Annotated in this window: 24 protein-coding genes; 18 read left to right on the forward strand and 6 right to left on the reverse strand. The window is 47.2% G+C overall.

Features of this window, described 5'->3' with window-relative positions; genetic code table 11:
* Window positions 1-65: 65 nt before the first annotated feature.
* The 9 genes from EBB54_RS04200 to EBB54_RS04235 all read left to right on the forward strand — a co-directional run bounded on the left by EBB54_RS04200 (window position 66) and on the right by EBB54_RS04235 (window position 7,980).
* On the forward strand, window positions 66-776 hold the full coding sequence (locus EBB54_RS04200; protein ID WP_125126485.1) for a LytR/AlgR family response regulator transcription factor: 711 nt from the start codon (window positions 66-68) through the stop codon (window positions 774-776).
* Window positions 777-1,021: 245 nt separating this feature from the next.
* Window positions 1,022-2,047 carry a sensor histidine kinase gene (locus EBB54_RS04205; RefSeq protein WP_162307081.1) on the forward strand — a complete coding sequence of 342 codons (1,026 nt, stop codon included), beginning with the start codon at window positions 1,022-1,024 and terminating at the stop codon, window positions 2,045-2,047.
* Complete coding sequence (locus EBB54_RS04210) at window positions 2,044-2,205, forward strand: cyclic lactone autoinducer peptide (protein WP_125126487.1); 162 nt, start codon at window positions 2,044-2,046, stop codon at window positions 2,203-2,205. Before EBB54_RS04205 ends, EBB54_RS04210 begins: the two co-directional genes overlap by 4 nt.
* A 7-nt stretch (window positions 2,206-2,212) precedes the next feature.
* Window positions 2,213-2,608 (forward strand): hypothetical protein, encoded by a 396-nt coding sequence (locus tag EBB54_RS30350; RefSeq protein WP_162307082.1) that lies wholly within the window; start codon window positions 2,213-2,215, stop codon window positions 2,606-2,608.
* A gap of 313 nt (window positions 2,609-2,921) precedes the next feature.
* The gene (locus EBB54_RS04215) at window positions 2,922-3,635 is read left to right on the forward strand and encodes an ABC transporter ATP-binding protein (protein WP_125126488.1); all 714 of its coding nucleotides are present in this window, start codon (window positions 2,922-2,924) and stop codon (window positions 3,633-3,635) included.
* Window position 3,636: 1 nt separating this feature from the next.
* Window positions 3,637-4,293: an ABC-2 transporter permease gene (locus EBB54_RS04220; RefSeq protein WP_125126489.1), complete on the forward strand. Its 657-nt coding sequence runs from the start codon at window positions 3,637-3,639 to the stop codon at window positions 4,291-4,293.
* Window positions 4,294-4,757: 464 nt separating this feature from the next.
* The gene (locus tag EBB54_RS04225) at window positions 4,758-5,693 is read left to right on the forward strand and encodes an Rpn family recombination-promoting nuclease/putative transposase (RefSeq protein ID WP_125126490.1); all 936 of its coding nucleotides are present in this window, start codon (window positions 4,758-4,760) and stop codon (window positions 5,691-5,693) included.
* 801 nt (window positions 5,694-6,494) lie between these two features.
* Window positions 6,495-7,418 carry an Rpn family recombination-promoting nuclease/putative transposase gene (locus tag EBB54_RS04230; protein ID WP_125126491.1) on the forward strand — a complete coding sequence of 308 codons (924 nt, stop codon included), beginning with the start codon at window positions 6,495-6,497 and terminating at the stop codon, window positions 7,416-7,418.
* Window positions 7,419-7,530: 112 nt separating this feature from the next.
* Complete coding sequence (locus tag EBB54_RS04235; protein WP_125126492.1) at window positions 7,531-7,980, forward strand: 8-oxo-dGTP diphosphatase; 450 nt, start codon at window positions 7,531-7,533, stop codon at window positions 7,978-7,980.
* A gap of 166 nt (window positions 7,981-8,146) precedes the next feature.
* Here the strand turns inward: EBB54_RS04235 and EBB54_RS04240 are convergent, their stop codons facing one another.
* Window positions 8,147-9,700: a helix-turn-helix domain-containing protein gene (locus EBB54_RS04240; protein WP_162307083.1), complete on the reverse strand. Its 1,554-nt coding sequence runs from the start codon at window positions 9,698-9,700 to the stop codon at window positions 8,147-8,149.
* Window positions 9,701-9,909: 209 nt separating this feature from the next.
* Here EBB54_RS04240 and EBB54_RS04245 point away from each other — a divergent pair, with 209 nt between their 5' ends.
* The 3 genes from EBB54_RS04245 (at window position 9,910) to EBB54_RS04260 (ending at window position 13,946) form a co-directional block, all read left to right on the forward strand.
* The gene (locus tag EBB54_RS04245; RefSeq protein WP_125126494.1) at window positions 9,910-11,496 is read left to right on the forward strand and encodes a PTS transporter subunit EIIC; all 1,587 of its coding nucleotides are present in this window, start codon (window positions 9,910-9,912) and stop codon (window positions 11,494-11,496) included.
* Window positions 11,497-11,526: 30 nt separating this feature from the next.
* Window positions 11,527-12,885, forward strand: a complete 1,359-nt coding sequence (locus tag EBB54_RS04250) for a class-II fumarase/aspartase family protein (protein WP_243127517.1) — start codon at window positions 11,527-11,529, stop codon at window positions 12,883-12,885.
* Between the two features lie 269 nt (window positions 12,886-13,154).
* Window positions 13,155-13,946 (forward strand): hypothetical protein, encoded by a 792-nt coding sequence (locus EBB54_RS04260; protein ID WP_125126496.1) that lies wholly within the window; start codon window positions 13,155-13,157, stop codon window positions 13,944-13,946.
* Between the two features lie 101 nt (window positions 13,947-14,047).
* Here EBB54_RS04260 and EBB54_RS04265 read toward each other — a convergent pair whose 3' ends face one another.
* The 3 genes from EBB54_RS04265 to EBB54_RS04275 all read right to left on the reverse strand — a co-directional run bounded on the left by EBB54_RS04265 (window position 14,048) and on the right by EBB54_RS04275 (window position 17,630).
* Entirely contained in the window at window positions 14,048-14,734 is a 687-nt protein-coding gene (locus EBB54_RS04265) for an RloB family protein (RefSeq protein ID WP_125126497.1), read from the reverse strand.
* Window positions 14,721-15,929: an AAA family ATPase gene (locus EBB54_RS04270; RefSeq protein ID WP_125126498.1), complete on the reverse strand. Its 1,209-nt coding sequence runs from the start codon at window positions 15,927-15,929 to the stop codon at window positions 14,721-14,723. The genes EBB54_RS04265 and EBB54_RS04270 overlap by 14 nt, the downstream gene beginning before the upstream one ends.
* Window positions 15,930-16,082: 153 nt before the next feature.
* Window positions 16,083-17,630 carry a PucR family transcriptional regulator gene (locus EBB54_RS04275; RefSeq protein ID WP_125126499.1) on the reverse strand — a complete coding sequence of 516 codons (1,548 nt, stop codon included), beginning with the start codon at window positions 17,628-17,630 and terminating at the stop codon, window positions 16,083-16,085.
* Between the two features lie 203 nt (window positions 17,631-17,833).
* Between EBB54_RS04275 and EBB54_RS04280 the strand changes: the two genes are divergently transcribed.
* From EBB54_RS04280 to EBB54_RS04305, 6 genes are all read left to right on the forward strand, one after another.
* Entirely contained in the window at window positions 17,834-19,141 is a 1,308-nt protein-coding gene (locus tag EBB54_RS04280; RefSeq protein ID WP_125126500.1) for a thiolase family protein, read from the forward strand.
* A 32-nt stretch (window positions 19,142-19,173) separates the two neighbouring features.
* On the forward strand, window positions 19,174-19,584 hold the full coding sequence (locus EBB54_RS04285; protein ID WP_004069641.1) for a Zn-ribbon domain-containing OB-fold protein: 411 nt from the start codon (window positions 19,174-19,176) through the stop codon (window positions 19,582-19,584).
* A 21-nt stretch (window positions 19,585-19,605) separates the two neighbouring features.
* Window positions 19,606-19,845 carry an acyl carrier protein gene (locus EBB54_RS04290; RefSeq protein ID WP_004069640.1) on the forward strand — a complete coding sequence of 80 codons (240 nt, stop codon included), beginning with the start codon at window positions 19,606-19,608 and terminating at the stop codon, window positions 19,843-19,845.
* 3 nt (window positions 19,846-19,848) lie between these two features.
* A complete protein-coding gene (locus tag EBB54_RS04295) occupies window positions 19,849-20,850 on the forward strand; it encodes a phosphate acyltransferase (protein ID WP_125126501.1) in 1,002 nt (333 codons plus the stop codon).
* 156 nt (window positions 20,851-21,006) lie between these two features.
* Window positions 21,007-22,119 carry a butyrate kinase gene (gene buk, locus EBB54_RS04300; RefSeq protein WP_125126502.1) on the forward strand — a complete coding sequence of 371 codons (1,113 nt, stop codon included), beginning with the start codon at window positions 21,007-21,009 and terminating at the stop codon, window positions 22,117-22,119.
* Between the two features lie 28 nt (window positions 22,120-22,147).
* Window positions 22,148-22,660 carry a DUF1097 domain-containing protein gene (locus EBB54_RS04305; protein ID WP_125126503.1) on the forward strand — a complete coding sequence of 171 codons (513 nt, stop codon included), beginning with the start codon at window positions 22,148-22,150 and terminating at the stop codon, window positions 22,658-22,660.
* Window positions 22,661-22,736: 76 nt separating this feature from the next.
* Here EBB54_RS04305 and EBB54_RS04310 read toward each other — a convergent pair whose 3' ends face one another.
* Window positions 22,737-24,275 (reverse strand): Na+/H+ antiporter NhaC family protein, encoded by a 1,539-nt coding sequence (locus tag EBB54_RS04310; protein WP_125126504.1) that lies wholly within the window; start codon window positions 24,273-24,275, stop codon window positions 22,737-22,739.
* Window positions 24,276-24,291: 16 nt separating this feature from the next.
* Complete coding sequence (locus EBB54_RS04315) at window positions 24,292-25,833, reverse strand: amidohydrolase (protein ID WP_125126505.1); 1,542 nt, start codon at window positions 25,831-25,833, stop codon at window positions 24,292-24,294.
* Window positions 25,834-26,267: the final 434 nt, after the last annotated feature.

Genomic DNA, 26,267 nt, shown 5'->3' on the forward strand with positions numbered 1-26,267 from the left:
GGGGTGCCCTATGATGGCCAACCGGCTGTTTTACAGGGGAAAATTACGAGGAAAGAGGTTTCGGGATGATTAAGATAGCCGTGTGTGACGACGAGCAGCATTTTGTAACACAGATCAAAAATATTCTTGTGGAATATGGTAAAGTAAATCAGACAGAGATCAGCGTCAGTGAGTTTCATGACGGTGTCATGCTTTTGGATCGGTATGACTGCAGCTATGATATCATCTTTCTGGACATTAAAATGCCCCATATAGACGGCGTGAAGGTGGCGGAGAAAATACGCGTCCGGGATCCCAATGTGACGATTATTTTCCTGACCTCTCTCTTTGGGCGGGCTGTGGACGGCTATCGGGTCCGCGCGTCCAATTTTTTGATCAAACCCGTCTCTGAAAAGAAGCTGACGAAGGAGATTGACCGCTGGATCGAAACGAACAGGGAAAAGAAGCAGGAATGCCTGCTTGTAGAGAATACTGCGGGACGGTTTATGATTCCGATCGCTTCATTGCGATACATTGAGACGGCTGAGAGAAACCTGTTGCTGCATTCAGAGGAAAAAGAGATTGTCTGCTATAAAAAATTAAAGGAGCTGAAAAGAAGGCTGGAACCGTATGGCTTCGGGCAGAGCCACAAGAGCTATCTGGTGAATTTTTCATATATTGATACCATCAGCGGCAATACGATCATCCTGGTTACAAAAGAGGAGATTCCCCTGAGCCGGGCAATGAAAAAAGAATTCATGACAAGCCTTGCCAGATATATGGGAGGGAAGCTATGAAGGCGGTTCTGGATATTGTCTTTACCTTGATTGAAGGCTGCTGTTTGCTGTATCTGGCGAAAAGTGAGAAGGTTCAGCAAAGAAGGCAAATACTGTTTGTACTATTTTATATTTTGATCATTTTTGGCTTGACACAGATATTCACGCTTTCAGAGCTGAGGATCAAGGTGGTGTTTACCTGTGGGAGTGTAGTGCTCATTTATTTTTTGATTCTGGGGCTGCCCATGAAAAAGTCCATTTTCTATATGATGATTGGTAGTTTTTTACTCATGGCCAGCGAGCTTCTTATAATTAATATTGGATGGGTGTTTCAAATAAATCCAGGATTAAAAGAGGATGCGTCAATCTCAACTATACATATTATCATAAGTAAGATCATATATATCACTCTTTTGATTACGGTACAGAAGATAATTTCTGATGTAAGCAGGGAACGATTTGATATAAAAGTATTGTTTTTCTTTGTATGTTCCAATATTGGTTATATGGTTGTGGGAACATTTATTTTAGCTAACATTCTTTATACGGAAGGAGAAGCGTATAATAATATGCTGCTGGTCTGTTCAGTTGTTTTGTTGTTTACATTTATCATCAATGTTTTCTTTTCCAACAAATATTCCAGAATAGAAAATGAAGCGCAGCAGCAAAGGATGGCAATTTACAAATTAGAAACGCAGACGAGATATTACGAAGAAAAGATGAGGGATGAAGAGCGGATTAAAGAAATCTATCATGATATGAAGAACCACTTACTGCTATTGGAAGAAGAGTGGGGGGAGAGACACAGTGCAGGGATTGAAAATCTAAGGAAAGAAATGGCGCAATACGAAAACTACTACAGAACCGGCAATAAGTTTGTAGATATTATTTTAAAGGACAAGCTCGCAAAAGCCGCGGAATATGGCATCCATATCGAAGATCGTGTAGAACTGATTGATATTGATTTTATTGAACCGCTGGATCTCAGCACTGTTTTTGGCAATTTGCTGGATAACGCCATAGAAGCCTGCAGATTCATTGAGGAACCGGAAAAAAGATGGATATCTATATCGTCAAAACAGGAGCATAATCTTCTGATCATCAGCGTCAAAAATAATAAAGTGTGTGGGAATATAAAAAATGTCCCTAAAAAAGTGATTCATGGATATGGATTGGCAAACGTAACGGCGGCAGTTCACAAATATGGAGGAGAAATTGATATTCGGGAAGGAAAACAGGAATTTGCTGTCAATATCGTAATGCCGATCAGGAAAGGAGAGGCGTTCGCATGAAAAAATCTATACTGAGTATTTTAAGTAATATCGCGTTGTGGACAGCAGTTCATTCTTTGTCACAATGCAGTGGGTGGTGTGGGCATCAGCCGGAGCTGACAGATTCGCTAAAAGAGCAGATGACGGAACTGAAAGGTAAAACATGTGCAGAGTTATAAAATAGAGATGAAGGAATCCGCACTTCCTGTCTTGCTGACGAAATCTATCTTATACAATTTGATCCGTTGCGTCGGAAACCATCGCAGGCTTGAATCAAGAATTGAGGCGGAAGCATTGGTGGAGATACCATACATAAAATACCTGTTAGATGTTTTTCGCAGCAATCCGGAGTTCTTTACCGCATTTCATATCCCGGCAGAGGTTTGTTTAGACGCGGAAGTGTTATACCGTCTTTTTACAGATCAATTTCAAATGCTGACAATGGATGGTGAAAAGTGCTTTGAACAGGTGAAAATGCTGAAACAGGATTCCAGAATAAAGTATTGTTTTAAATGTTCGATTCATTTCTATCGAGTATGCAATAGTGATTCAAAAGCTCTGAATCTGAGCAGTTTTACATAGGGTGGCTCTTTATCCGGAGCGGTGAACTTATCAGGCGTTCCGTACAATATCATGATATAGAATACGTTCAATCTTTGATAAATTCAGTGGTTGAACGTATTTTTTTCTAATCTTTTTTGTCTGTATTGCAAAGAACAGGTAAAGACTCCTGAAAATAAACTTTTCAAAAATGTTTTTGGAGTTGTGGCATATAAAGTTTGAGCATTCTGAAATACCTCTTATGCAATTTTTGAGACATTTATACAAAAATGAAATAAAATGAAGACAAAGGAACATAAATTATATTTTTTAAAACAATGGTGAAGGTGGTTTTATGCTGACTGTAAAATATCTGACAAAGAGTTATGACAATTTTAAGCTGAATGATATTTCGTTCTCATTAAAAGAAGGAAGGATTACAGGCCTTATAGGAATGAATGGCTCCGGCAAAACAACGGTATTAAAGTGTATCTTAGGAGCGGTTCCCTATGAGACAGGAAAGATCTCAATCGGCGGCCTTACCGGGCTACGGAATGAGCAGGAATACAAAGATAAGATCGGAGTTGTCTTTGACAGCGGATGCTTTTACGAGGAGCTCACACTGGAAGCAATGACGGGCATCATTGCGGGAGCCTATGGAAGCTGGGATGAACGTATCTATTTCGGATATATAGAGCGGTTCGGACTATCCCGTACACAGCAGATCAATACGCTTTCCAGGGGGATGAAAATGAAATACAGCCTTGCGTTAGCCTTATCGCATCATGCGGAGCTGCTGATACTGGATGAGCCATCCGGCGGACTGGATCCGAAAACCCGTCAGTTTTTTTGCGGGGAACTTCTGGCGCAGAAAGAAGAAGGGAAAACCATATTACTCTCTGTAAATGCGATATCGGATATCGACAGGATATGTGACGATATTGTTTTTATTCATAACGGAACAATATTGAGGGAGTGCTCCAGAGAGGTATTTTTGATGGAATCCGTAAAGAATCCGCCAACCGTTGAGGATGCGATGATGGAAATAATCCGCAGGAGGGGGAAATAAGATGAAGATGTATACTTTATTAAAAAAAGATCTGTTATTAGCAGGCGATTATTTTTGGCTTTCGCCGGCCTGTGCCGTCGGAGTGCCGGTTTTTCTCAGCGCTCAGAACCTGCCGCGCTTCAGCAGTATTTATGTTCTGCTGACAGGAGTCAGCCTTTCATGCTATTTCCTGTTCAGCAGTATCTTTGCAATGGAAGATAAATATAAGGGGAACCTCTACTTAATGGTAATTCCCTATAAAAAAAGAAATATGGTTGAAGCAAAATATCTTCTGGCAGTTTTGATATATCTCTTTACTTTGATTTGCTGTCAGGTAATGTCGTTTACCAAAATCCAGGGGATTGCTTTGGCAAAATATAAACTGACTTTTTCCGACGCCGCGATTGTGTTTTTTATCATATCAATGGCATGGGGTATATGTTTCCCGCTGTACTATCGCTCTTCGTATGGAAAGATAAAGGCTGTGCTGTTCGCGGGAATGCTTATAGCTCCGACATGTGTACTGACAGGACTGAACCGCCTGGCGAAGCTGGATATGATTCACGGCACAATGACGATTCGCCCGGTACCAGCGGTGATTCTGATACTGTTCAGTATGATGATCCTGCGGGTATCTATAGAAATATCGTGCTGCTTCCTGAAAAAAAGAAATTTTTGAGTGTTGGTATTTTATGAAAAATATACCAACGGCAATCTTTTTGAAACAAATATGTCAATAAAATAGTAATCTGTCTGCTACTGTCTTTTAAAGAGTATGATACGAAAATACATTCGGGGTTGTGTATTTGGCCGCGATATGTTATCCTTAACAGGAAGAATCCAAAAAGATATTCATCTTTTTTTGTTCTTGCCGGTACATCGCCGGGTTACTCAATCACAGTTTTTTATAAAGCAGATTTTCGAGTTTCATTTGCCAGGAGGATATTTTTCAGGCTGTTTTTGTAGGAATTTTACTTTTCTGAGTTCATGATTCGTGTTATGATTAGTTCAGAAAAGAAAATTTACAGCGATTCAGAGCAGCGGGCCGCGCGCAGACCTGCCGGCTGTTCTGAAGTGTGACGGAAATTCTCTCCTCTCCTCGTGTAAACACTCGGAAAGTCCTGCAGGAGAAAGGAGAATTGAATGAATCAGACAACGAAAAAAACAAACCAAGATTTTATTATGTCACCGAAGGTTGACGTATGCTTTGCAGGGCTGATGGAGAACCCGATGGTTCGGAAAGGCTTCTGCGCCGCAATCCTGAGGGTTTCCCCGGAAACGGTTGAGAAAACGGAGCTGCTGCCCACCCATCTGCAGCGCAGCTACGCAGACGATAAGCTGGGAATCCTGGACGTGCGTGTGCGCATGCTGGACGGTACTCAGATCAACATGGAGATGCAGGTAAAGGGGTACGAATTTTGGGATGAACGGGCCCTGTTTTACCTTTGTAAAATGTTTTCGGATCAACTGAAATCCGGAGAATCCTATGAAAATCTGAAAAAATGTATACACGTCAGTATTCTGGATTTTATCCGTTTTCCAAAGGATAAGGAGTGCTATCACAGGATCGGATTTTGCAAAAGAAAGACAGGAAAGCTTTACAGCGACAAACTGGAGATACAGATCCTGGAATTGAAAAAGCTGCCGAAGGAGGTACAGACCGGGGAAGAGATCGTCAACTGGATGCGTTTTTTTAACGGGAAAAATAAGGAGGAGTTTGAACAGATGGCGAAGAAGAGTGAATATCTGGGCGAGGCTTATGAAGCGCTGCAGAAGTTAAGCGCGGATGATTTGAAACGCCTGGAGTATGAAGCGAGAGAGAAAGCGCTGAAGGATCATAATTCATTTTTGAGCAGTGCACAGAGAATTGGAGAGAAACGCGGGGAGAAGCGCGGTAGGAAAATCGGAGAGAAACTTGGCAGAGAAATTGGAGAGAAACACGGCAGGAAAATCGGAGAAGAACATGGCATCGAATTGGCAAAGCAAGTATTCCGGCTGCAGGCGCAGGGGAAAACGGAACAGAATATTGCATCTGAATGTGACATTCCGGTTGAGAAGGTGCGGAAGATTTTAGCGTAATTGCTCTGCCCGCAGCCGGATCATACATGTTTGATTGAGAAAATACAAAAAGAAGACTAAAAGCAATTTATGGTACTTGAACGCCACAGACTTCTAAAGGAAGAGGTCTGTGGCTTATATTATGTAAAAAAGCAAAGAGATGAAAGAGAAAGGAATGATCAGAGCGATAAGGCCTTAAGTTCATGGCATTGAGTCTAACCTCCTGCTGATTTTCGAATCAAAATTGCATCTTGCGCACCCTGGAATACCGGATAATCAAAAGATGTTTTTTAATTTTGGAGATGTAGTAAAATGTGAAATGTCAAAGAGATAATGACAGATAAATGAATCGGTTTTACATAGATTTTTTACAGATAAATATACCAACGGCAATCTTTTTGAAACAAATATGTCAATAAAATAGTAATCTGTCTACTACTGTCTTTTAAAGAGCATGATGCGAAAATACATTCGGGGTTGTGTATTTGGCCGCGATATGTTATCCTTAACAGGAAGAATCCAAAAAGATATTCATCTTTTTTTGTTCTTGCCGGTACATCGCCGGGTTACTCAATCACAGTTTTTTATAAAGCAGATTTTCGAGTTTCATTTGCCAGGAGGATATTTTTCAGGCTGTTTTTGTAGGAATTTTACTTTTCTGAGTCCATGATTCGTGTTATGATTAGTTCAGAAAATAAAATTTGCAGCGATTCAGAGCAGCCGGCCGCGCGCAGACCTGCCGGCTGTTCTGAAGTGTGACGGAAATTCTCTCATCTCCTCGCGTAAACACTCGGAAAGTCCTGCAGGAGAAAGGAGAATTGAATGATTCAGACAACGAAAAAAACAAACCAAGATTTTATTATGCTGCCGAAGGTTGACGTATGCTTTGCAGGGCTGATGGAGAACCCGATGGTTCGGAAAGGCTTCTGCGCCGCAATCCTGCGGGTTTCCCCGGAAACAGTTGAGAAAACGGAGCTGCTCCCTACCCATCTGCAGCGCAGCTACGCAGACGATAAGCTGGGAATCCTGGACGTGCGTGTGCGCATGCTGGACGGTACTCAGATCAACATGGGGATGCAGGTAAAGGGGTACGGATTTTGGGATGAGCGGGCCCTGTTTTATCTTTGTAAAATGTTTTCGGATCAACTGAAATCCGGAGAATACTATGAAAATCTGAAAAAATGTATACACGTCAGTATTCTGGATTTTATCCGTTTTCCAAAGGATAAGGAGTGCTATCACAGGATCGGCTTTTGCAAAAGAAAGACAGGAAAGCTTTACAGCGACAAGCTGGAGATACAGATCCTGGAACTGAAAAAGCTGCCGAAGGAGATACAGACCGGGGAAGAGATCGTCAACTGGATGCGTTTTTTTAACGGGAAAAATAAGGAGGAGTTTGAACAGATGGCGAAGAAGAGTGAATATCTGGGCGAGGCTTATGAAGCGCTGCAGAAGTTAAGCGCGGATGATTTGAAACGCCTTGAATATGAAGCGAGAGAGAAAGCGCTGAAGGATCATAATTCATTTTTGAGCAGTGCACAGAGAATTGGAGAGAAGCGCGGGGAGAAGCGTGGAGAGAGGCGCGGCAGAGAAATCGGAGAGAAACACGGCAGGAAAATCGGAGAAGAACATGGCATCGAATTGGCAAAGCAAGTATTCCGGCTGCAGGCGCAGGGGAAAACGGAACAGAATATTGCATCTGAATGTGACATTCCGATTGAGAAGGTGCGGAAGATTTTAGCGTAATTGCTCTGCCCGCAGCCGGATCATACATGTTTGATTGAGAAAATACAAAAAGAAGACTAAAAGCAATTGTCCCAAACAGCATACCAGCCAGGGGGACTATGAGGAGGAACTTATGGGGCGTACGGAAGAGGTGGAATTGACGGTATTGTGCCTGATCCGCCGGGGAGACCAATATTTGCTGCAGGACAGGGTGAAGCCGGATTGGAGCGGGTTTACCTTCCCCGGGGGACATGTGGAAAGGGGCGAGTCTTTCGTGGATGCGGTGATCCGGGAGATGAAAGAGGAAACGGGCCTGACCATTGTTCGCCCCAGGCTGTGCGGGGTCAAGCAGTTTCCGATTGAGGGCGGGCGATACATTGTCTTTCTGTTCCGGGCAGACCATTTTACCGGGGAGGTGGTCTCTTCTGAGGAAGGGGAGATGCATTGGGTCGGTAAAGAGGAGTTGTCCGATGTCAATCTGGCGGAGGGCTTCCATGAACTGCTCCGCGTCATGCTTGACGAAAGCTGCAGTGAATTTCAGTATGTGGTGGAAAAGGATGAGTGGAAGATTGTGATAAAATAGAGGAGTGAAGCCATGGACATTTATGTAAATCCCGGAAATCTGTCATTTACGGAAGCGGTAAATTCGCAGATTTTTTGGATTTACAGAAAAAGAGGTACCACCAAGCCTTTATTCCGAATCGGGGGCTTGATGGAAAAAGCCCCAAAAGAATCCTTCTCCCGGACGTTTAAATGAAATAATCCCCATAGTTTTCCAAAAGATATTCTTCCGCATCTTTTTCAGAACAACCGGAATATATCTGGCTGATAAAATTATGCGCGATAAATCTGCTGGCCCTGGTTGGAAAGCCAAGGCCCTTAAGGATGGAAATATCCGAATCCGTAAGGAAAAAATGCAGCCGGATGTAAGGAAAGCCCAGTTTTTCCAATACAAGGGAGGTCCTGTCGGATAAAGTGATGATGTGCTGGTAGGACAGGGTTTCAATCTGGTACAGTTCGTTGATGTCCAATACGGCCACGATTTTAAAATCAAAATATTCTTTCAGTGTTTCAACAAAATATTCAAGCTTTTCCTGGATGGTATTCGTAATCAATATAAGCCGCATTTTTTCCCGTCCGATGATTTTATTCCGCAAAATCCACTTTTTCATCATCAATGTGATTGCAGAGATGTGGTCCTGGTTCATCTGAAACTGCCAGTTTTTCAGGAAGAAGGAAGCATATTCGGATATACAGGCGTAGATTTCACGTTCGTGCTGCTCCGTATGTTTTACCAGCTTATCCGACAGTTCAATATGATAGAAATGGGCCGAGATTTTTTTATACAGATAGGTATAAAGTTCCTGAAATACCTGCCTTTCTGTATAAAAATTCAAATTGAGTTCGGAACATACGGACTGGAAAAATCCGCGTACATCCGCCTCCAGCGCGGGGCTTTGGGGCACGGCAAGAGCCGGGCGAAAATCAAGTATCGATAAAATATGGTTTATGGCATCGTTTTCAAAGGCTGAGTCAGAAAAAGAAAACGGGGTGTCCGGCGCAGCAATCAAAAACTTCGGCGATTCATGGAGATGCTCCTTATGGCAGCAGTGAAGAACCAGATAGATCAACAACAGTTTTTTGCTGGGATAAGAAGGGACGGCTTTTATGGTATCTAAAATCCTGCGGTACAGTTGGATGGCCCGTTCTTCGGTTTCCTGCAGCATATCCGAAAAATGGCTGTAGAGCAGATGTTCAAAGGGGGAGTTGGCAAGCCGCTCATAAAATTTGAGATCTTCGCCCACTTCGGCAATCTGCAGCAGAAGTCCGGATACAGATAACCGAAACTGAAATTCATCCCCTTGGATGGCGATCCCTTTTTTGCGTAATACGACTAATTCCAGACCGTAAGGCACGAGATACGTTTTCAGGTATCTGGTGTCTTTCTTTTTGGTTGTAAGAGAAAATCCCCATTCACTGTAGAGACGGCTCAAATTGGCATAGCCGTTCTGAAAACAGAGCAGTATGATGACAGCGATCCGTTCCCGGATGGACGGAAGATACAGAGACATCTCCAGATTCTGAATAAAATGCAGATAGTCGGAATAATTCATGGCCGAGGTCACCTGGTTATTATGCACTTCCATCTGAAAACGGGAAGGCAGCTCCTGGTTCAAATGATGGATCTCCTTTCGAATGGAAGAAACCTCTTTTTTAAAATACAATGCAAGCTGCTTTATGGAAACGGATTTTTGATCCTGTATGTAATTGAGCAATCTCAAATTTTCCGGATATAATGCCATAATTTTTTCATTCCTTTCCCTGCAAAACGGACTTTTTCGTATATACATCAATATAACGCATCCAGAAAATAAAGGCAACTATTTTCCTTTGAAAAGTAGAATATCATATCTTTGAAATTACCTTAAACTGTATATATAATGAAATCATAACAAAGGATGCATCTTCTTAATGTTATAAATCACAGTAGAGAAAACATGAGGAGGTTACGATGAAAACGAAAAAAAGGAAACAAAAAGGCGGCTGGAAAACCGGCATCCAGACATTCGGGAGATCTTTGCTGCTGCCCATCGCAGTGCTTGCGCCGATTGGTATGCTTATGGGAATCTGCGGTGCGCTGAGCCAGCAGTATATGATTGAGAAGCTGCCATTTTTGGATCATGCGGTTTTACAATCCATTATTGTAAGTCTTCAGACGGTCACCAGTATGATATTTAATAATATTCCGCTTTTGTTTGCCATGGGCGTTGCATACGGGATGTCCAAAAACGAGAAAGGGATTGCGGTTTTTGCGTCCGTGGTCAGCTACCTGACATTGAATGTTACAATGGGCACCTATCTGAAACTTACAGGAACTTTGGCTGACCCGGAGACCATGTCGCAGGTTGGACAGGGGATGGTGCTTGGCATTCAGACGCTGAAAATAGAGGCGGCAGGCGGGATCATCTGCGGGCTTCTGGCGGCAAAAACAGCAGACCGGTTTTATAAAGTAGAGCTTCCCCTGGCATTTGCTTTTTTCGGCGGGAAAAAATCGGTACCGATTCTCTCATTTATACTGTCCATTCCTCTCGGATTTGTGATTCCGGTTGTGTGGGGGATTCTGACACGTTTGCTGATCTCTGTTTCGTTTATCTTTATGAACGATTATGTGGGGCATGGCATTTACTGGATCATGCACAGGGCATTGATTCCCTTCGGACTTCACCATGTATTGGCCTCCATTGTGCGGTTTACGGAAGCCGGCGGGACCTACATGATCCATGGCCAGCAGTACGTGGGCATTCTTCCGGCTGTAAACGAAATCCTGTTCAACCTGGGGCCATCTGACCCGGCGTGGGCAGAATGGATGCCAAAGCTGACCAGCTACCTTGCTTCCGGGCAGATGCTCAATACGCTGTTCCGTGTGCCGGCAATCGGGCTTGCGATGTATAGAACATCCTTTGCAAAAAACAGAAAGGTTGCAAAAGGGGTGATTCTGACAGTGGTATTAACCGCGTTTTTGGGAAATATCACAGAGCCGCTGGAGTTCTCCTTCCTGTTTATCGCGCCCCAGTTATTCGTGATTTACTGCCTGCTCTGCGGTCTGCTCTCGCTGCCCCTTGGTTTTTTAAATATTTCCATCGGCTATATCAGAGGCACGATTTTTGATTTTGGGATTTTTGGAATGCTGTACGACCATACAAATTGGATCAACCTGGTGCTGCTGGGGGCCGTAAATTTTGCTGTGTTCTATGTTGTATTCAAATGGGCAATCGAACGATTTGACCTGGAAACACCGGGGCGAGAAAAATTTGAAGTCAGCGAATCCGCGAGCATGCTGCTGAAAGAAAAAAGATATCCGGAAATCGCAGCCATCGCGGTGGAACAGCTTGGCGGAAAATCCAATATTGTAAAGGTGGAAAACTGCATTTCACGGCTGCGCGTGGATCTGGCAGACCAGGAAAAAGTAAATCAGGAGTGCTTAAAGGATTCAGGCTGCGCGGGTTTCTTTTTTCCGCAGAAGAACCATATTCACGTCGTGTTCGGGCCGCATGTGGAATTTGTCAGGAATGCATTGGATGAGCTTATGAAAAAATGAGGAAATGGAGGAAAACTACAATTGCGGGCATTGTATGATTCAAAAAGCAAAACAATCAGCGACAGAGGTGTGAAAGCGATCCTGTCGGATTCGGAAAAATGGAAAAGCTGGCTTCTGGTAGAAGCAGAGCTGGCGAAAGCACAGGCAGAAGAAGGGTTTATTCCGGAATGGGCCGCCGAAGGAATCAGGCAGGCGTGCAGATTGGAAAATCTGGATCTGGAGGAAATGGAGCGGATTAAGAAAAAGATAGGGCATGGATTTGTTCCATTCCTGAAAGTACTGCTCAAAGCATGTCCGGAAGAATCCGGGAGATATCTGCACTACGGGGTGACGACACAGAACATCCAGCAGACATCCCAGCTTTACCAGATGAAAAAAGTCCATCATATTTTTTTGCGGATGTGCGGTGAAATCCTGGAAAACCTTTCTGCTTTGGCTGTGAAACACAAGGGCACGGTAATGCCTGGGAGAACCCATGGAAAACATGCCGTTCCAATCACATACGGCTATAAGGTTTCTGTCTGGATCAGCGAGCTGCTCAATGCGGCGGAGAGGATGGAGGAATGCGAGAAACGGGTCTTTCAGGTGATGATGGGAGGCGCGGTTGGTTCTTTCAACGCTATGGGGGAGGCGGGCATCCGTGTACAGGGCCGGGTTGCGGAATCGCTGGGCATGTACTCCATGCCGGTTCCCTCCAGAAGTATCAGCAGCCACAAGGAAGAGTATATTATGAACCTGGCATTGCTGTGCAACGTGTGTCATAAAATGGCGGAGGAAGTGTACTATACGGGAATGGAAGAGTTCGGCGAAGTCAGCGAGGCTTTTCAGGAGGGCACTGTGGGAAGCTCCACTATGCCGCAGAAAATCAATCCAAAGCTGGCAAAGGGGATGATCGCCAATTCCCAGAAGCTGTATTCCATGGTTTCCCTCGGCCTATTTTCCAGTGTGAGAATGTTTGAAGGCGACAGCAGTTCTTATATGCTTTATGACGGAATGCTGGAGGAAGCGCTGGAGCTGACCGCGGAGGTGCTGATGCGGATGGAGGAGCTGACGAGGACCATTCATGTGAATCAGGACAGGATGTATGAAAATGCCTGGAAAAACAGGGGGCTGGACAACAGTGAATGGGTCATGATGAACGTGGCTGCCAAAACAGGCAAGGACAGGGCGCACGAGCTGATGTATGAAAAGGCCATGAAGGTGGAACTGGAGGGATGCGATTACCTTTCCGTCCTGTTGGAAGATGATTTCCTGACAGGACTTTTTACCGGACAAGAATTAGAGGCGATGATCCGTCCGGAAAACTATGTGGGATGCGGAGCAAAGCTTGCGGAAACTATGGCAGAAAAAGCGGCGGAGAAAGCAAAGAGACTAAAGGAGGAGCGATGATGGGATTTTTTAAGAAGAAAGATTCGGGCTGAAAGCTTCGGTCGGCATAGAAATCCTGATCCATATTGGGATCGATACGGTGTAGTTGGACGGAAAGACGGTAGAGGTGCGGAAAAACAATCAGAGGGTCGCACCTGCATTCCATTCAAACCGAAAACCGCTGCATTCACGCAAACTCTATTGCGTCAATGGAAAATAAGGACTACAATAAAATCAACAAACGTCGTGATAAGAGATGCCGTTTTCACAGCGGCAGAAAGGAGGCAAATATGTTAAGCTTTAAAAGACGCAATGCAGCAGTTTTTATCCTGTTGGCCGCGGTTATGCTTACAGCCTGCGGCAGGGATCAGCCGTCCGATGCCAGGGCGGAGGAGATCATCCATGATTTCTGGCAGGGAGATTATGAGTATACGCAGACTGTGTACAGTACAATCGGTGAGGAACAAAGAAAGCTCTATGGAGAGACCCGGGGAAAATTGATTTCCGATCCCTATCAGCAGTACGAGCGGGCGGCGGATGCTTCGGAGCAGGGAATTACGGAGCAGTACTGGTATACGCGGGATGGACAGGTGGTGTACAACTTCAAAGCGCCCACAGCGGATTCTCTGAATCATTGGACAACGATTCAATCAGGCGTAAAAGGAAGCTGCGTATATATCAAAGAGGGACAGCCCTTTGTTTTTGACAGGGAAGAAACCATTTCCGGCAGGAAGTCCTATGTATACCGTGCCCGGTTCGAAGAGGAGTATGCGGCAGATTATTCCCGCCTGCCCGAGGAAGAGAGGAACGGGGTTACGGAGATTGCGGTTCCTTATAGGATGGATGTGGAATATTACATTGACTTTTCCGAAAACGAAGTTGTCAGGATCAGGCTTGACATGACCGACGCGGCCAAGGCAGGCGAGATTGCAAATCTGATGTTTTCCGGAATGACCCGGGAAGAGGCAGAAGAGCAATTACGTCAAAATGGGACGGAAGAAGCATATGAAATGTTTTACGATATCCAGAATTTCAACGGGCCGGTGGAGATTAATGCTCCCCAAGATTTGGAAGAATTGTAAGAAAAATGTGAGTATTTACGGAAGATGGGCTGTCAGGAAATCGTATCCGCACATAATATACTGTGGTATAAAGCGCGATATATATTCCAGACAGCCCTGAATCAGTATTCGTCTAAATACCTTTTCAGCTCCTCCGTCAGCTTATAAACTGTTGTTCCAGGATCACATTGGGAGGGCTTGTATCTCCCTTTGTGATACTCTGCCATCCGTCTTTTTGCATTTTTGATCGCCGTATTGACCCCGTCGTCGATATTTACCAAATCATATATATTTTCATAATTTTTTTGATATTTTAGCTCGCCCAGCCTGTGTTTCCTGAAAATCTCATCCAGCTTTGCACACCATTCTTCTCTGTGAAGCGCGGAATCACTATAGTAAAAATGTAGGTAAAGCCAGTATTCAAACGACTGGTTGCTCCATGCGATTTTGTATCCCTTCTCAGCGCCCTCGGCGATTGCCTGATCAAAGTCTGCGAAATCATCCTTATCAAATACCACCCATATATTCTGATATACGATCTTTGCCTCTTTTACGATACGGTCCGTCACTTCGATCAGCTTTCCTGTGGAACAGCCTTCCCCTGAAATATCTATAAGGGGATTTTCCACCACCTGAATATTACCGCCGGTTTTTTCTTCGATCAGCTTTTTCATTCCGTTAAAATACAAGGGTTCAGTTCTTTTCCCCTCCGTTACGATCAGAAAAGAATTGGCCCTTGGTATCCTGTATTCGCGCCGTCTCTGCTTTCGTTCCTCTCTCCGTTTTTTAAAAATGTCATCCGACCCCATTTTGTTGTCCTTCCATCATTTCAAAATCTTTTAGAAACGGGATTCCGCCGTATACGCCGGCCAGATAATCTTTTTCAAACGAAGCATCGGATCTGACTTTAAACTCAGATAATGCCTGCAGTTCCGAATACCCATATTCATCTTTCTGGACAAACCAGATTTGATCCCGTCTGAAAAATTTTTTATCCATCAGTGTCGTATCATGGGTGGTGTAGATCAACTGGGCGGTGGATTTCTGCTCGTAGAACAGATCCACGATAAATTTCAGCAATAAAGGGTGCAGTTTTGTATTTAATTCATCAATAAAGATGGAACCGTTGTTCCAAATTGCCATTGACGCGTAGATAAAAAGTATGATGCTTTTGATCGTCCCCTCGGATTCCGCATAAAGGTTCAGAGCGTAATCTCTGCCGTCTTTTCCTCTGTGTACGGTGAAGAACCGGAGATCCTCCTCATGATCATCGCAGATGATATCTTTTATGCCCATATCAATCGCAGTCAGAAATTCGATCAGCTTTTCTTTTTGCTCCGTGATTATATTCGGAAGATATCGTTCAAGGATTCGTGTATCTTCACAAAAATCAGAGGGAATCACCAGCGTATCCAGTATCCCGGAATATACGCTTCTGAAAATATCAGTCTTTAATTTTAATTTATTAAAAAAAGAGAGCACCAACGCATCTGACGGAATCTGTTCTTTATAGAGATCGCATTCCTTTCGAACAGATGCGCCAAATTCCGCATGTTCCGTTGTACGCTCAAAAACAGTGGCTTTTCTTTTGGTTTTCAGATTTTTCCGATACATCCATTCCGATACGATACAATCCGCATTGTACTCAAATCCATAACAATACTCAAATCCATCCAAAATCTCAACAACCTGAAATTCCGAATTTTCTTTCTGTTCTTCAAAGGAAAACGGAATATAATATTTATGAATGGCTGACTCTGTGTGATCGCTTACATTATTTAAGGATTCGATGATGATCCGCTGAAAATAAGACATTGCCAGATACAGATTGGACTTTCCGCTGGCATTCGCCCCATAGACTGCCGCTACTCTGAGGAATTTTTCTCCACATCCAATATCAATCAGATTGGATTCGTGTTCTTTATATGCGTTAATTGCCGTCATATCCAATATCGTTTCTTCTCGAAAAGACAGCACATTCTTCGCCATAAACTGAACCAGCATGATTTTATCCCTCCTTTCTGTTATAATATATCCATTTTTGAATATTATGTCAATGTTTTTACGGAATTTACGTAATTTTTGTTTTTATTTATATTCATTTCGCTTGCATGCGCAAAGACAGACAGAAAAGCTGTCTGCCGATGCTGCTTTGTTTCACATCATCCCCAGATATTTCAAGACCATCATAGACAGATTCATATTCATAAATTCCTCACCCACCGCCAGCTCGCACCCCATCAGCTCCCGGATCTTTCCCAGCCGGTAGAGCAGCGTATTTTTATGGATATGGAGATTCTTCGCCACCTGGGAGGACTGCCCCGGCTGGTGCAGATACTCCCTCAATGTGGCGATAAACTCCGTCCCCTTCTCCTGGTCGTAGAGGTAGAGCCGCATCAGCCCCGGATGGATCAGGAAACGGAGATTTTCCCCGTTTTGCTCCGCGGTTTCCAGCAGTTTGTACACATAATAGTCACTGTAATAATACACCGGCGAAGGGTCGTTCAGCTTCAAGCCCAGCTTCACCGCATCCACAGCCTGCCGGTAGAAGGAGGGCATGTCCTCAAGCTGTCGGAAAAAATTGCTGATCCCGGCCTTTAGCTGGTTGGCCAGAAGATAGTCCGCAAGCTGGCTCATTTCATATTCGCTGAGATTCTGAAACAACTCCCTGCTGATAAAAAATACAATCGTATCCTCATAGATCACATAGATACTCCCCGAAAAAATCCGGATCAAACGTTCCAGGATCACATTGAGCTGCAGATCCGAGGTGCTGTGCCCGGCAGGTGGGATGGCCACGATATAAAAGGTGTCTTTCAGGTTGTAGCCCAAAAGCCGCAGCCGCTCCCGGATTCTGGAGGCATCCTGTCCCGGATTTTTGAGCAGGTCGGAGAGAAAATAAGAATACATCACCCCTTTATTTCTCGTATAGGCGGAATCCTTCTGCAGCTCCATGGAAACCAGGTTGGAAAAACGGTGGAAGAAATCCGCGTCAAAATCCCGGAAGGGGCGTTCCGATTCCAGCATCATGATATGCCCCACCTCGATCCCCTGGATGCGGACCGCATCCACCAGCATCCCTTTTTGCACCAGTTCATTCACATAATAATAGGCGGTTCCCGATTTTCGGACTTTTTCATCCAGGCGGTTGGCGCGGATGGAGGCGATCCCTTTTTCGCTGATATAGCCGGACTGGCTTTCCGCGGTGAAAAAAGCGTTGTCCGGGATCAGGCCAGCGGAGATGGCAAGGTATTTATGCTGCAGATCCACCACATAGATGGGGTTGCCGAAGATTTGGGCTGCCGTGTCCACCAGGTACTGCAGCCCGTTTCCGGAGAACAGGGCGTTGACCAGGAGGTGCATGCCGGCGCTGATCTCCTGGAGTCTGGAGATGCTCTCCAGGGAAGCGTTGAACAGCGCGGCCTGGGAGACTGCGCTGCCGAAATAGGCAAGGGTAAAGGGACTGCGCCCATAGCGGGAAAAATCCACCGGCTCTCCGCAGCAGAAAAATGTAAATTCCGAGTCCGTTTCCGGATCCGGCATCTGGGAGGTAGAGCCCAGATAAAGGGCGGCCGGGTCAAAAACGGTCTGGGCAGGGTCCCAGAGCCTGGCAAACAGCAGGTTCCGGGCAGGATGCTCCTTTCCAAATATCAGGGGTTCATACCCCTTTTCTTTCAGTTCCGACAATAGTACCGAATGTTCCATAGGACCTCCTTTTTGCCCCGGAATGAAAATATAGGGAATCCGGGGGATGTAAAAAAATGCGTTGCAGGATACAGGTTTTGCGTTGTACGATCGCACAAAAAGTATCGTTTGCTAAATGCAAATGTTGGGTAGAAATACGATGAATACACTGCATTTATTATATATAATAAATGCACAATCGTAAAGAGGAAAGGAAGTTGATTATGACGACATTAGGAAAGTATGGAAGAAGCGTATCGATCATCGGCGTAGGCTGCACCCCATTCATGTACACGGTGGACAATCCCGAGACAGACGGGCTCACCGAAGGGGAGATGTTCGGCTACGCAGCGCTGAAAGCGATGGAGGACGCAGGGGTCAATCCCCAGGATGTGGATTTTTATTTTCACGGACAGGCAAGCCCGCTGAACGGTTCCAATTACCTGACCCCCAACATCCAGATCGGAAACTGGTTCGGTATGAAGGGAAAGGGTTCGATCCACCATTCGGAGGCATGCTGTACCGGATATCTGGCCATTGAGCAGGCAGTCAATGCGGTTGCCTCCGGAAAATACAACTGCGTGCTCACAGGGGCGGTGGAGTTCGGCGACAGCACGCCCGCGCCTGCGGACAGCGTGGAAACCCCGAAGCATCCCTACAAGAGGGATAAGATGACTATGGACAAGTTCCTGAAAACCACCTCCTGGCTGTACGACCGCACCTATACGAGAGGTCTCATGGCCGGACAGGAGCTGATCTACGACGACGCGGCGGAGTGGTATGTCAGAACCAGGGGCATCACTGCCGAGCAGATGAACAATACCCTGAACTGGATGTGCATCAACAACCGGAGAAATGCGTCCGTCAACCCGCTGGCCATCGAGAGAAAGACCTATGAATCCCTTGCCGAAGAGGCGGGCATGACATTAGAAGAATACATGGATTCCCCGTACAACCCCCGCATGGGAGATTTTCTCAGGGCCGGCGGCGTGGAGTTGAAGTGCGACGGCGCTGCGGCCGCCATTGTGTGCGCCACAGAGATGATTCCGGAGATCGCGAAAAACTTGAAGCATAAGCCCATTGAGGTGATCGGGATCGGAAGCGCGGCCTGCGAAGCGACCACGCCCCACTTTGAAGTACGGGCCACTGAAGAGGCGGTGCGCCAGGTATACGAGCTGACCGGATTGACCGGGGAAGATCTGGATCTGTTCTACGCAAATGACTTTATCATCACCTCCCACCTGGTATCCGCAGAGATCGCGGGCTACCTGCCCTACGGCGAAGGCTGGAAATATATCTGCGACGGACGGACCGCATGGGACGGCGACAGGCCCATCAACACCAACGGCGGGCGGACCTCCTTCGGACACGCGCATGCGGCTTCCGGGCTTGCGGATGTGTACGAGGCATGCAAGCAGATGTGGGGAGAATGCGGCCAACGTCAGGTGAAAAAGATGCCGAAAACGGCCATGCTCCGCGGATACGGCGGCGCCCAAAACGTCGCGGCAGTTGTGATTCGGACATTGGAGTAGAAACGTTACATGAAAACAGGAGGTGCGGATGTATGAGTATCAAATTAGAAAAAGTAGTGCAGAAGTTTTATGAGGGCCTGGAAGAAGGAAAATTTCTCGGCCGGAAATGTCCGAAATGCGGAAATGTGGAGTTCCCGCCGGTCTATGCCTGCAATGCGTGCGGCAGTTATGAGACCGAGTGGTATGAGATCAGCGGAAAGGCAAAGCTGCACTCCATCGTCCTTCCGGCGGCGCTTTCCTCAAAGCCGGAATATAAGAAGCTGGGCAAATACGCATACGGCGAGGTGGAGCTGGAAGAAGGAACACGCCTGAATGCGGTGGTTCGGGGCATCAGCAAGAAAAACAGGGCGGAAATGTCCGCAAAGCTGCCGCTGAACTGCCACGCGTCGATCTTTGAGCGGGAAGGCGGATACAAAACAGTCGTTTTTGATTTAGATGTATAAAAAGAAAAGGAGATCAGAATCATGGAAAGAAAAGAACTGGAAACACAGGTAATCAATATGGTATCAACCTCTTACAAGAAGGATGCGGCATCCCTCTCCACAGCGACATTATTCAAAGAGGATCTGGGCGGGGCGTCCATCCAGATGGTAGCACTTGTGTCCGAGATTGAAAATGAGCTGGATGTGGAGCTGATGCTTGCGGACGCCAGCGGCTGCGCCACCATCGGGGACCTGGTAGACCTGATAGAAGGAGAAATGTAGGAAATGAGCGTACTGGATCAGATTTATTTGAGGGCAAAAGAAAATCCAAGAAAAGTCGCGTTTCCGGAAGCTCTGAACGAGAAAATGATGCAGGCCGCGTACGAGACGGGAAAAGAGGGCTATATCATCCCGGTTCTGGTCGGCAATGGGAATGATATCCGGGAGGCGGCCAGGGAAAGAGGCTATGACGAAGGCGTATTTACCATCGTAGATATCACCGAAGAGGAGTATAAGAAAACGCTGATCGACAAATATGTAGCCCTTCCCCAGACCATTTTAAAGGAAAAGGCGCTGAACCGCCGGATGCAGAATCCGCTGTATTACGCGATGGTCATGCAGGCGGTGGACGAAGCGGACGTGACCTTTGCGGGGATCGACAACACCACCGGGGACGTGCTTCTGGCAGGGCAGATGATCATTGGGCTAAAGGAAGGGATCAGCACGGTCTCCAGCATCGGCCTGTGCGATATTCCGGGCTTCCAGGGAAGCGAAGGCTCCCTTCTGGCCATCGGGGACAGTGCGGTGTGCACCAATCCGGACGCGAACCAGCTTGCGGACATCGCGATTTCCGCCTGTGACACGGTGAAGGCGCTGCTGGAATGGGAACCCAGGTGCGCTATGGTCAGCTATTCCACGCTGGGCAGCGGACAGGGAGAGCTGATCGACAAGGTGGTGGAAGCGGTGAAGCTTGCCAACGAAAAACGCCCGGATCTTGCCATCGACGGGGAATTTCAGTTTGACGCCGCCATCTCCCCGGCTGTTGCGGAGAAAAAAGTGAACCGGGAGAGCCAGGTCGCGGGAAAAGCAAATGTAGTCATCTGGCCCGACCTGAATGTGGGAAACGTAGGAGTCAAGCTGATCCAGCAGTTTGGACACGCGGACGCCTACGGCCCCATGCTGCAGGGCTTCAACAAGGTGGTATGCGACTGCTCCAGAGGGGCGCCGGTCTCCGAGATCAAGGGCAACATCGTGATCAGCGCGGTACGCGCGGCCGGAAGCAATTGAACGATCGAAATACGCAGGGCACATGTGTCCGGAAACAATTGAGAGATCGAAACACGCAGGGCACATGTGTCCGGAAGCAATTGAGAGATTGAAACACGCAGGGCACATGCGCCTCAAAGCAATTGAGAATCAACCATAGAAAGCAGCGGTGTAAACATGAGTGAATATAAAATTTTAACAGTCAACCCCGGCTCCACATCCACGAAAATCGCGCTGTTCAAGGGCGAACAGTGCCTGTATTCCAAAAACGTATCCCACGATGCGGCGGAGCTGGAAAAGTTTCATAACCTGACGGAGCAGCTTCCCTACCGGCGGGACATGATCCTGGGCCTTTTGAAAGAGGCAGGGATCACGCTGGAGGACGTAGACGTATTCGTCGGACGGGGAGGCGGCCTGCTTGCCATGGAAGGCGGCACCTATGAAGTGACAGAGCTTTTGCTGGATCATGCCCGCAATTTTGCCAACGGGGTCGTCCACCCGGCCAGCTTAGGGTCCCAGCTTGCCCATGAATTTGCGGAAACATACGGGGCAAAGGCGATGGTCGTCAACCCGCCGGACGTGGATGAACTGCAGGACCTGGCCCGGATGACAGGCATCAAAGGGGTCAACCGGATCATCCACCTTCACGCGCTGAACTTGAAGGAAACCGCCATCCGCCACAGCAAATCCGTACTCCACAAAAAATATGAACAATGCAATTACGTGGTCTGCCACATCGGCGGGGGAATCTCCGTTTCCGCCCACCGGCAGGGCCGGATGGTGGACGGGTACGACATCGTAGGCGGCGAAGGCCCCATGGCCCCCACCCGCTGCGGAAGCGTGGCGGTGGCCGACCTGCTGGCCTATATCCGGGACAATGATCTGGAAATAGCGGACGTGAAAAAGCTGTGCACCCGAAACGGAGGGTTCATCAGCCACACAGGCATTTCCGACGCCCTGGAGCTGACCGAACGGGCAAAAAAAGGAGACCGGTATGCCGATATGCTCTGGAATACGATGATCTACCAGATTGAGAAATGCATCGGTTCCATGGCGGCAGTGCTCCACGGCAAAGTGGACGGCATTCTGCTGGGCGGCGGTATGGTGCATAATAAGGATCTGGTGGAGCAGATCACCAGGACCTGTTCCTTCATCGCGCCGGTCACCGCTTACCCGGGAGAATTTGAGATGGAGGCCATGGCGGCCGGAGCCGCCCGCGTATTGGACGGGGAAGAAGAATTAAAGCAGTACACCGGAAAAAAAGTCTGGGAAAAATTTGATTTCGAATAATTATGGAAAATCGAGCAGGAGTCAGGATATGGAAGCGAAAAAGGAAAAAAGAATACGCATGCTTACGCTGGCCTTCGGGATCGCTCTGATGCCGCCGGTCTGGGCGGTGTTAAGCCCCTACATAGGAATCAGCACCGGGGCGGTGGCGCTGATCTGCGCCGGGCTGTATGTAGCAAACGGAAACCAGAGAAAAGACGCGTTCAAAATTACGGTTGGTTTTCTGTGCGGGGATGTGTGGGCGGTTCTGGCAGTCTGGATCATGGAAGCAATGCCCTTTCATCCAAATGTGGAATTGTATTGCACCCTGTTTGTGCTGGGCGGTCTTGCGGTCATCATCGGGGAGTCCTTTTCCAAATTCATCTTCGTGCCGTCCTGGCTGTGCGGCTGGGCCATCGGCCTGACCATCTTAGGGCCCATGAAGGTGCAGGATTTCGGGACCCTTCCCATCCAGATCGGAGCGGCCATGGCGGCGGGAGTGGTGTACGTGGGAATCGGAGTAGACGCATTTCAAAAAATGCTGTTAAAGAAATTCGGAGTGTGATCCTGAATTGCGCCGATGTGCAAGGCAGGTTGTCAACGGGGGTGCTGCACAAGAGTACGGCACCCCCGTCGTAGCATTATTTCGGTGAGGCCCCGGCACGTTTGGCATAAAATGTATGGGCGGTGAAAATGCATAATATCAGCAGGCCGCCGGATACGCCTAAGGTGAGCAGGACATTGGCGCCGGAAATTCCGGATACCAGATAGCCTGCTATACAGCAGACCGCCACGGTCAGGGCGTAGGGGAGCTGGGTTTCCACATGCTCGATGTGGCCGCATCCGGCGCCTGCGCTGGAGAGGATCGTGGTATCGGAAATGGGAGAACAGTTATCTCCCAGGACGCTTCCGGCCAAAGTGGCGGAAAGCGACACGGTCAATAATTCCGGCGCAAGCGCATGGGCCGCAGGCGCGATAATGGGAATGAGGATTGCGAAGGTTCCCCACGCCGTTCCGGTGGAAAAGCTTAAAAATGCGGCGATGACAAAAATCATGGCCGGCAGCAGGAACATGGGAATATGACTTCCGGCCAGCAGATCGCTTACAAATGCAGGGGTCTGTAAAAGGTCTCTGCATACGGAGCCGATGGTCCAGGCCAGGAACAAAATGCTGCAGGCAGGGACCATGGTCTGAAAACCGTTGGAAATGCCGTTCATAAACTCGTTGAAATCCATCAGCTTTCTCGGGACAAACATCACCATAGCCGTCAAGATTGCTCCGAAGCTGGCCCACACCAGCGATTTTGAGGTTTCAGAGCTGCCGAAGGCTGCGCCGATATCCAGAAACGTATCCCCGGCCGTGAAGAAGCCGCCTGTATAGAGCATTGCGGTAACCGCGAAAAGGATCAGCGCCAGGATGGGTACCAGCATATCCGCTACGGTTCCCTGCCTGGGGCGATCTGCCGGACGGACCGAATCCTTTTCGGCATCAGGCATCCGGCAGCGGGCCGAATGCTCCGAGGCCGCCATCGGCCCGTAATCTTTTCCGGTAAATACAATCGTAAATACCATCACCAGAGAGAGAATGGCATATAGGTTCAGAGGGATGGTGGACAAAAATACCTGGAAACCATTGTCATAATATCCGGTCGCCTCCAGGTTGCTCCCTACCGCGGCCGCCCAGGAAGACACCGGGGCGATGATGCATACCGGCGCGGCGGTGCAGTCGATCACATAGGCAAGCTTTGCACGGGATACCTGGTACTTGTCGATCAAGGGCCTCATCACCGTTCCCACGGTCAGGCAGTTAAAGTAATCGTCTATGAAAATCACGATGCCCAGGACTGCGGCCGCGGCCAGGGAAAGCCTGCCGTTTTTGATCTTGGAGGAAGCCCATTTTCCGTAGGCTTTGGAGCCCCCGGACAAAGAGATTACCGAGACCAGGGCTCCCAATAAACATACAAAAATAATGATATTCAGGTCAGCGCTTTTGATGACCAGGTCAAAGGCGGTTCCCACGGTGCCTGAGATCGGGTTTAGCCCCATTCCCAAAGAATAAATCAATGTACCGGAAAGAACGCCCAGAAAAAGCGAAAAAATCACTTCTTTTGTCAAAAGCGCCAGTGTGATGGCGAATATAGGCGGGATCAGGGAAAACCAGCCTGCATAAAATGAGTCCAAAACATAATCTCCTTTGTTATTTTTTGTATACGATCCTTCCGTCTACGATGGTCATGGATACGCTGATATCACGGATGTTCTCCAGAGGGGTATGGAACAGATCCCCGTCCAATACGGCAATATCGGCCGTCTTTCCGGCTTCCAGTGTGCCGAGCATCTCCTCCTGTCCCAGATTGTACTGTCCGCCCCGGGTCCATGCTTCTAATAATTCACCTGGGGTCAGCGCGTTTTCCGGGTTAAATGGTTCGCCGCCCTCCGGAAATCTGGCGCCGGTGCTGTGATAGACAGATTCCGGGATATCATCATAGAGAAGCGGAAGGTCAGTCCCGCAGGAGATGACGATTCCGGAGTCCGCCATTTTCCGGCGGTTCCAGTAATTTTTCCCCCGGGCGCTTCCGATGGTTTCATGGATCATAGAGACTTTGCTTTCACGGTCGGCCAGAGACATGATCTGGGGATAAACCTCGGCAATGATGCCAAGCTGCCCCATGCGCTCCAAATCGGCGGGATCGGAACATTCCAGGTCTGTAATTGCGTGCCGGTTCACCAGGCGGCCTTTCTCATCCTTTTTGCACAGGGCAAAGATATCCACGGTTTTTCCGATGGCCCCGTCGCCCTGGGCATGGAGGGAAAATCGGAAACCTTCCGCATCTGCCGCGATGGCGTCGGTTTTCAGGGTTTCCCAGTCAATGTCCTTTTTGCAGCAGGTGTGGGTGTGCAGATAAGGCTCTTTCATTTCCCCTTCAAGCTGGCTGATGGAGCCGTCGGTCATCTGGTTGTATCCGGAAAAGCGTAAAAAGGGGCTGTGAAAATGGCTGCGCATGCGTCTTCCGTGCTCCAGGTCCATAGGAGCGCCCACCGGCTGGCTCATGAAGTGGACGCGCAGCGTCAGCTCGTCTTGTTCTTCCAGTTCTTTTAATACATCGGTAAATCCATAAAAATCATCAAATCCCATTTCCTTTACAGAGGTGATCCCGCGGGAGTTCATCATGTTCATATAGTTTTTGAAACCGGGGACAGAAAACTCCCGTTTGTTTAACAGATATCTCAGCAGCCTCCAGTAGCTTTCAGACCAGCAGGTCTCCGGTGTAAACTGATAAACCTCTTCTGCGGAGGAGTTCATATAACAGCTTTCCCCGTTTTCGTGGAATAAGATGACAGGATGGTCCGGGAATACCTCGTCCAGTTTTTCACGCGTCAATCCGGTAAAATCAGGCTTCAGACCTCTTGCAAGCAGGGTGTCCCCCGGCCGGAGTCCCGCCGAATATCTGGAAAGCTCCGAAAGCACGCTGCTTTCTGTAGTACAGGTCTGCAGATCCGGGCCTGCAGTCGTCAGAAGCCACCCGGTAAAGAAGCAGTGGACGTCAACAAAACCAGGGCAGATGACCTGGTTTCCCAGCTCATAAACAATGGTATCCTCATTCATATACTCCGTTCCGCCGCCGGCGCCCACGGCAAGGATCTGATTTCCGCTTAAAGCCACAAAACCGGCAATACAAGAGTGATCCCGCCCGGTAAAAATATTGTCTGATCTTAAGATCATGTCTGCGTTTCGCATAAAATACCTCCTTTTTATCCCGGCTGTTTCAAATAATCTTTTCCATGAGTGCCGCCGGCTGTTTTTATACACTCATTTTTGAGATTGATAAGTTAATATAAAAAACATACCAATTTTAAACGATCATATCATAACAGAATGGAATATTCAATAAAAATGAATGAATACGCATAAAAAATGTCAAATATAACAAATTATGCATAAAAAATTTATGCATATTGACGTTTTAAACGGAAATTGGATTAAAAAATACTGATATATATATAGTTATAAATTGAAGTATGATGGATATATTGGTATAAAAAATCAAATATAATATATATAAAATGCACAAATGGTTTGCCAGCGCTCTCGTACAGAGGGATTTGGAAAATAGGGAAAGTTTGCCTTTAATAGGAAGAAAAAGAGGTATAAAAACTACCGGAACAAGTCAT

Origin of the sequence: Schaedlerella arabinosiphila, from assembly GCF_003885045.1 — a bacterium.
Classification (GTDB): Bacteria; Bacillota; Clostridia; order Lachnospirales; family Lachnospiraceae; genus Schaedlerella; species Schaedlerella arabinosiphila.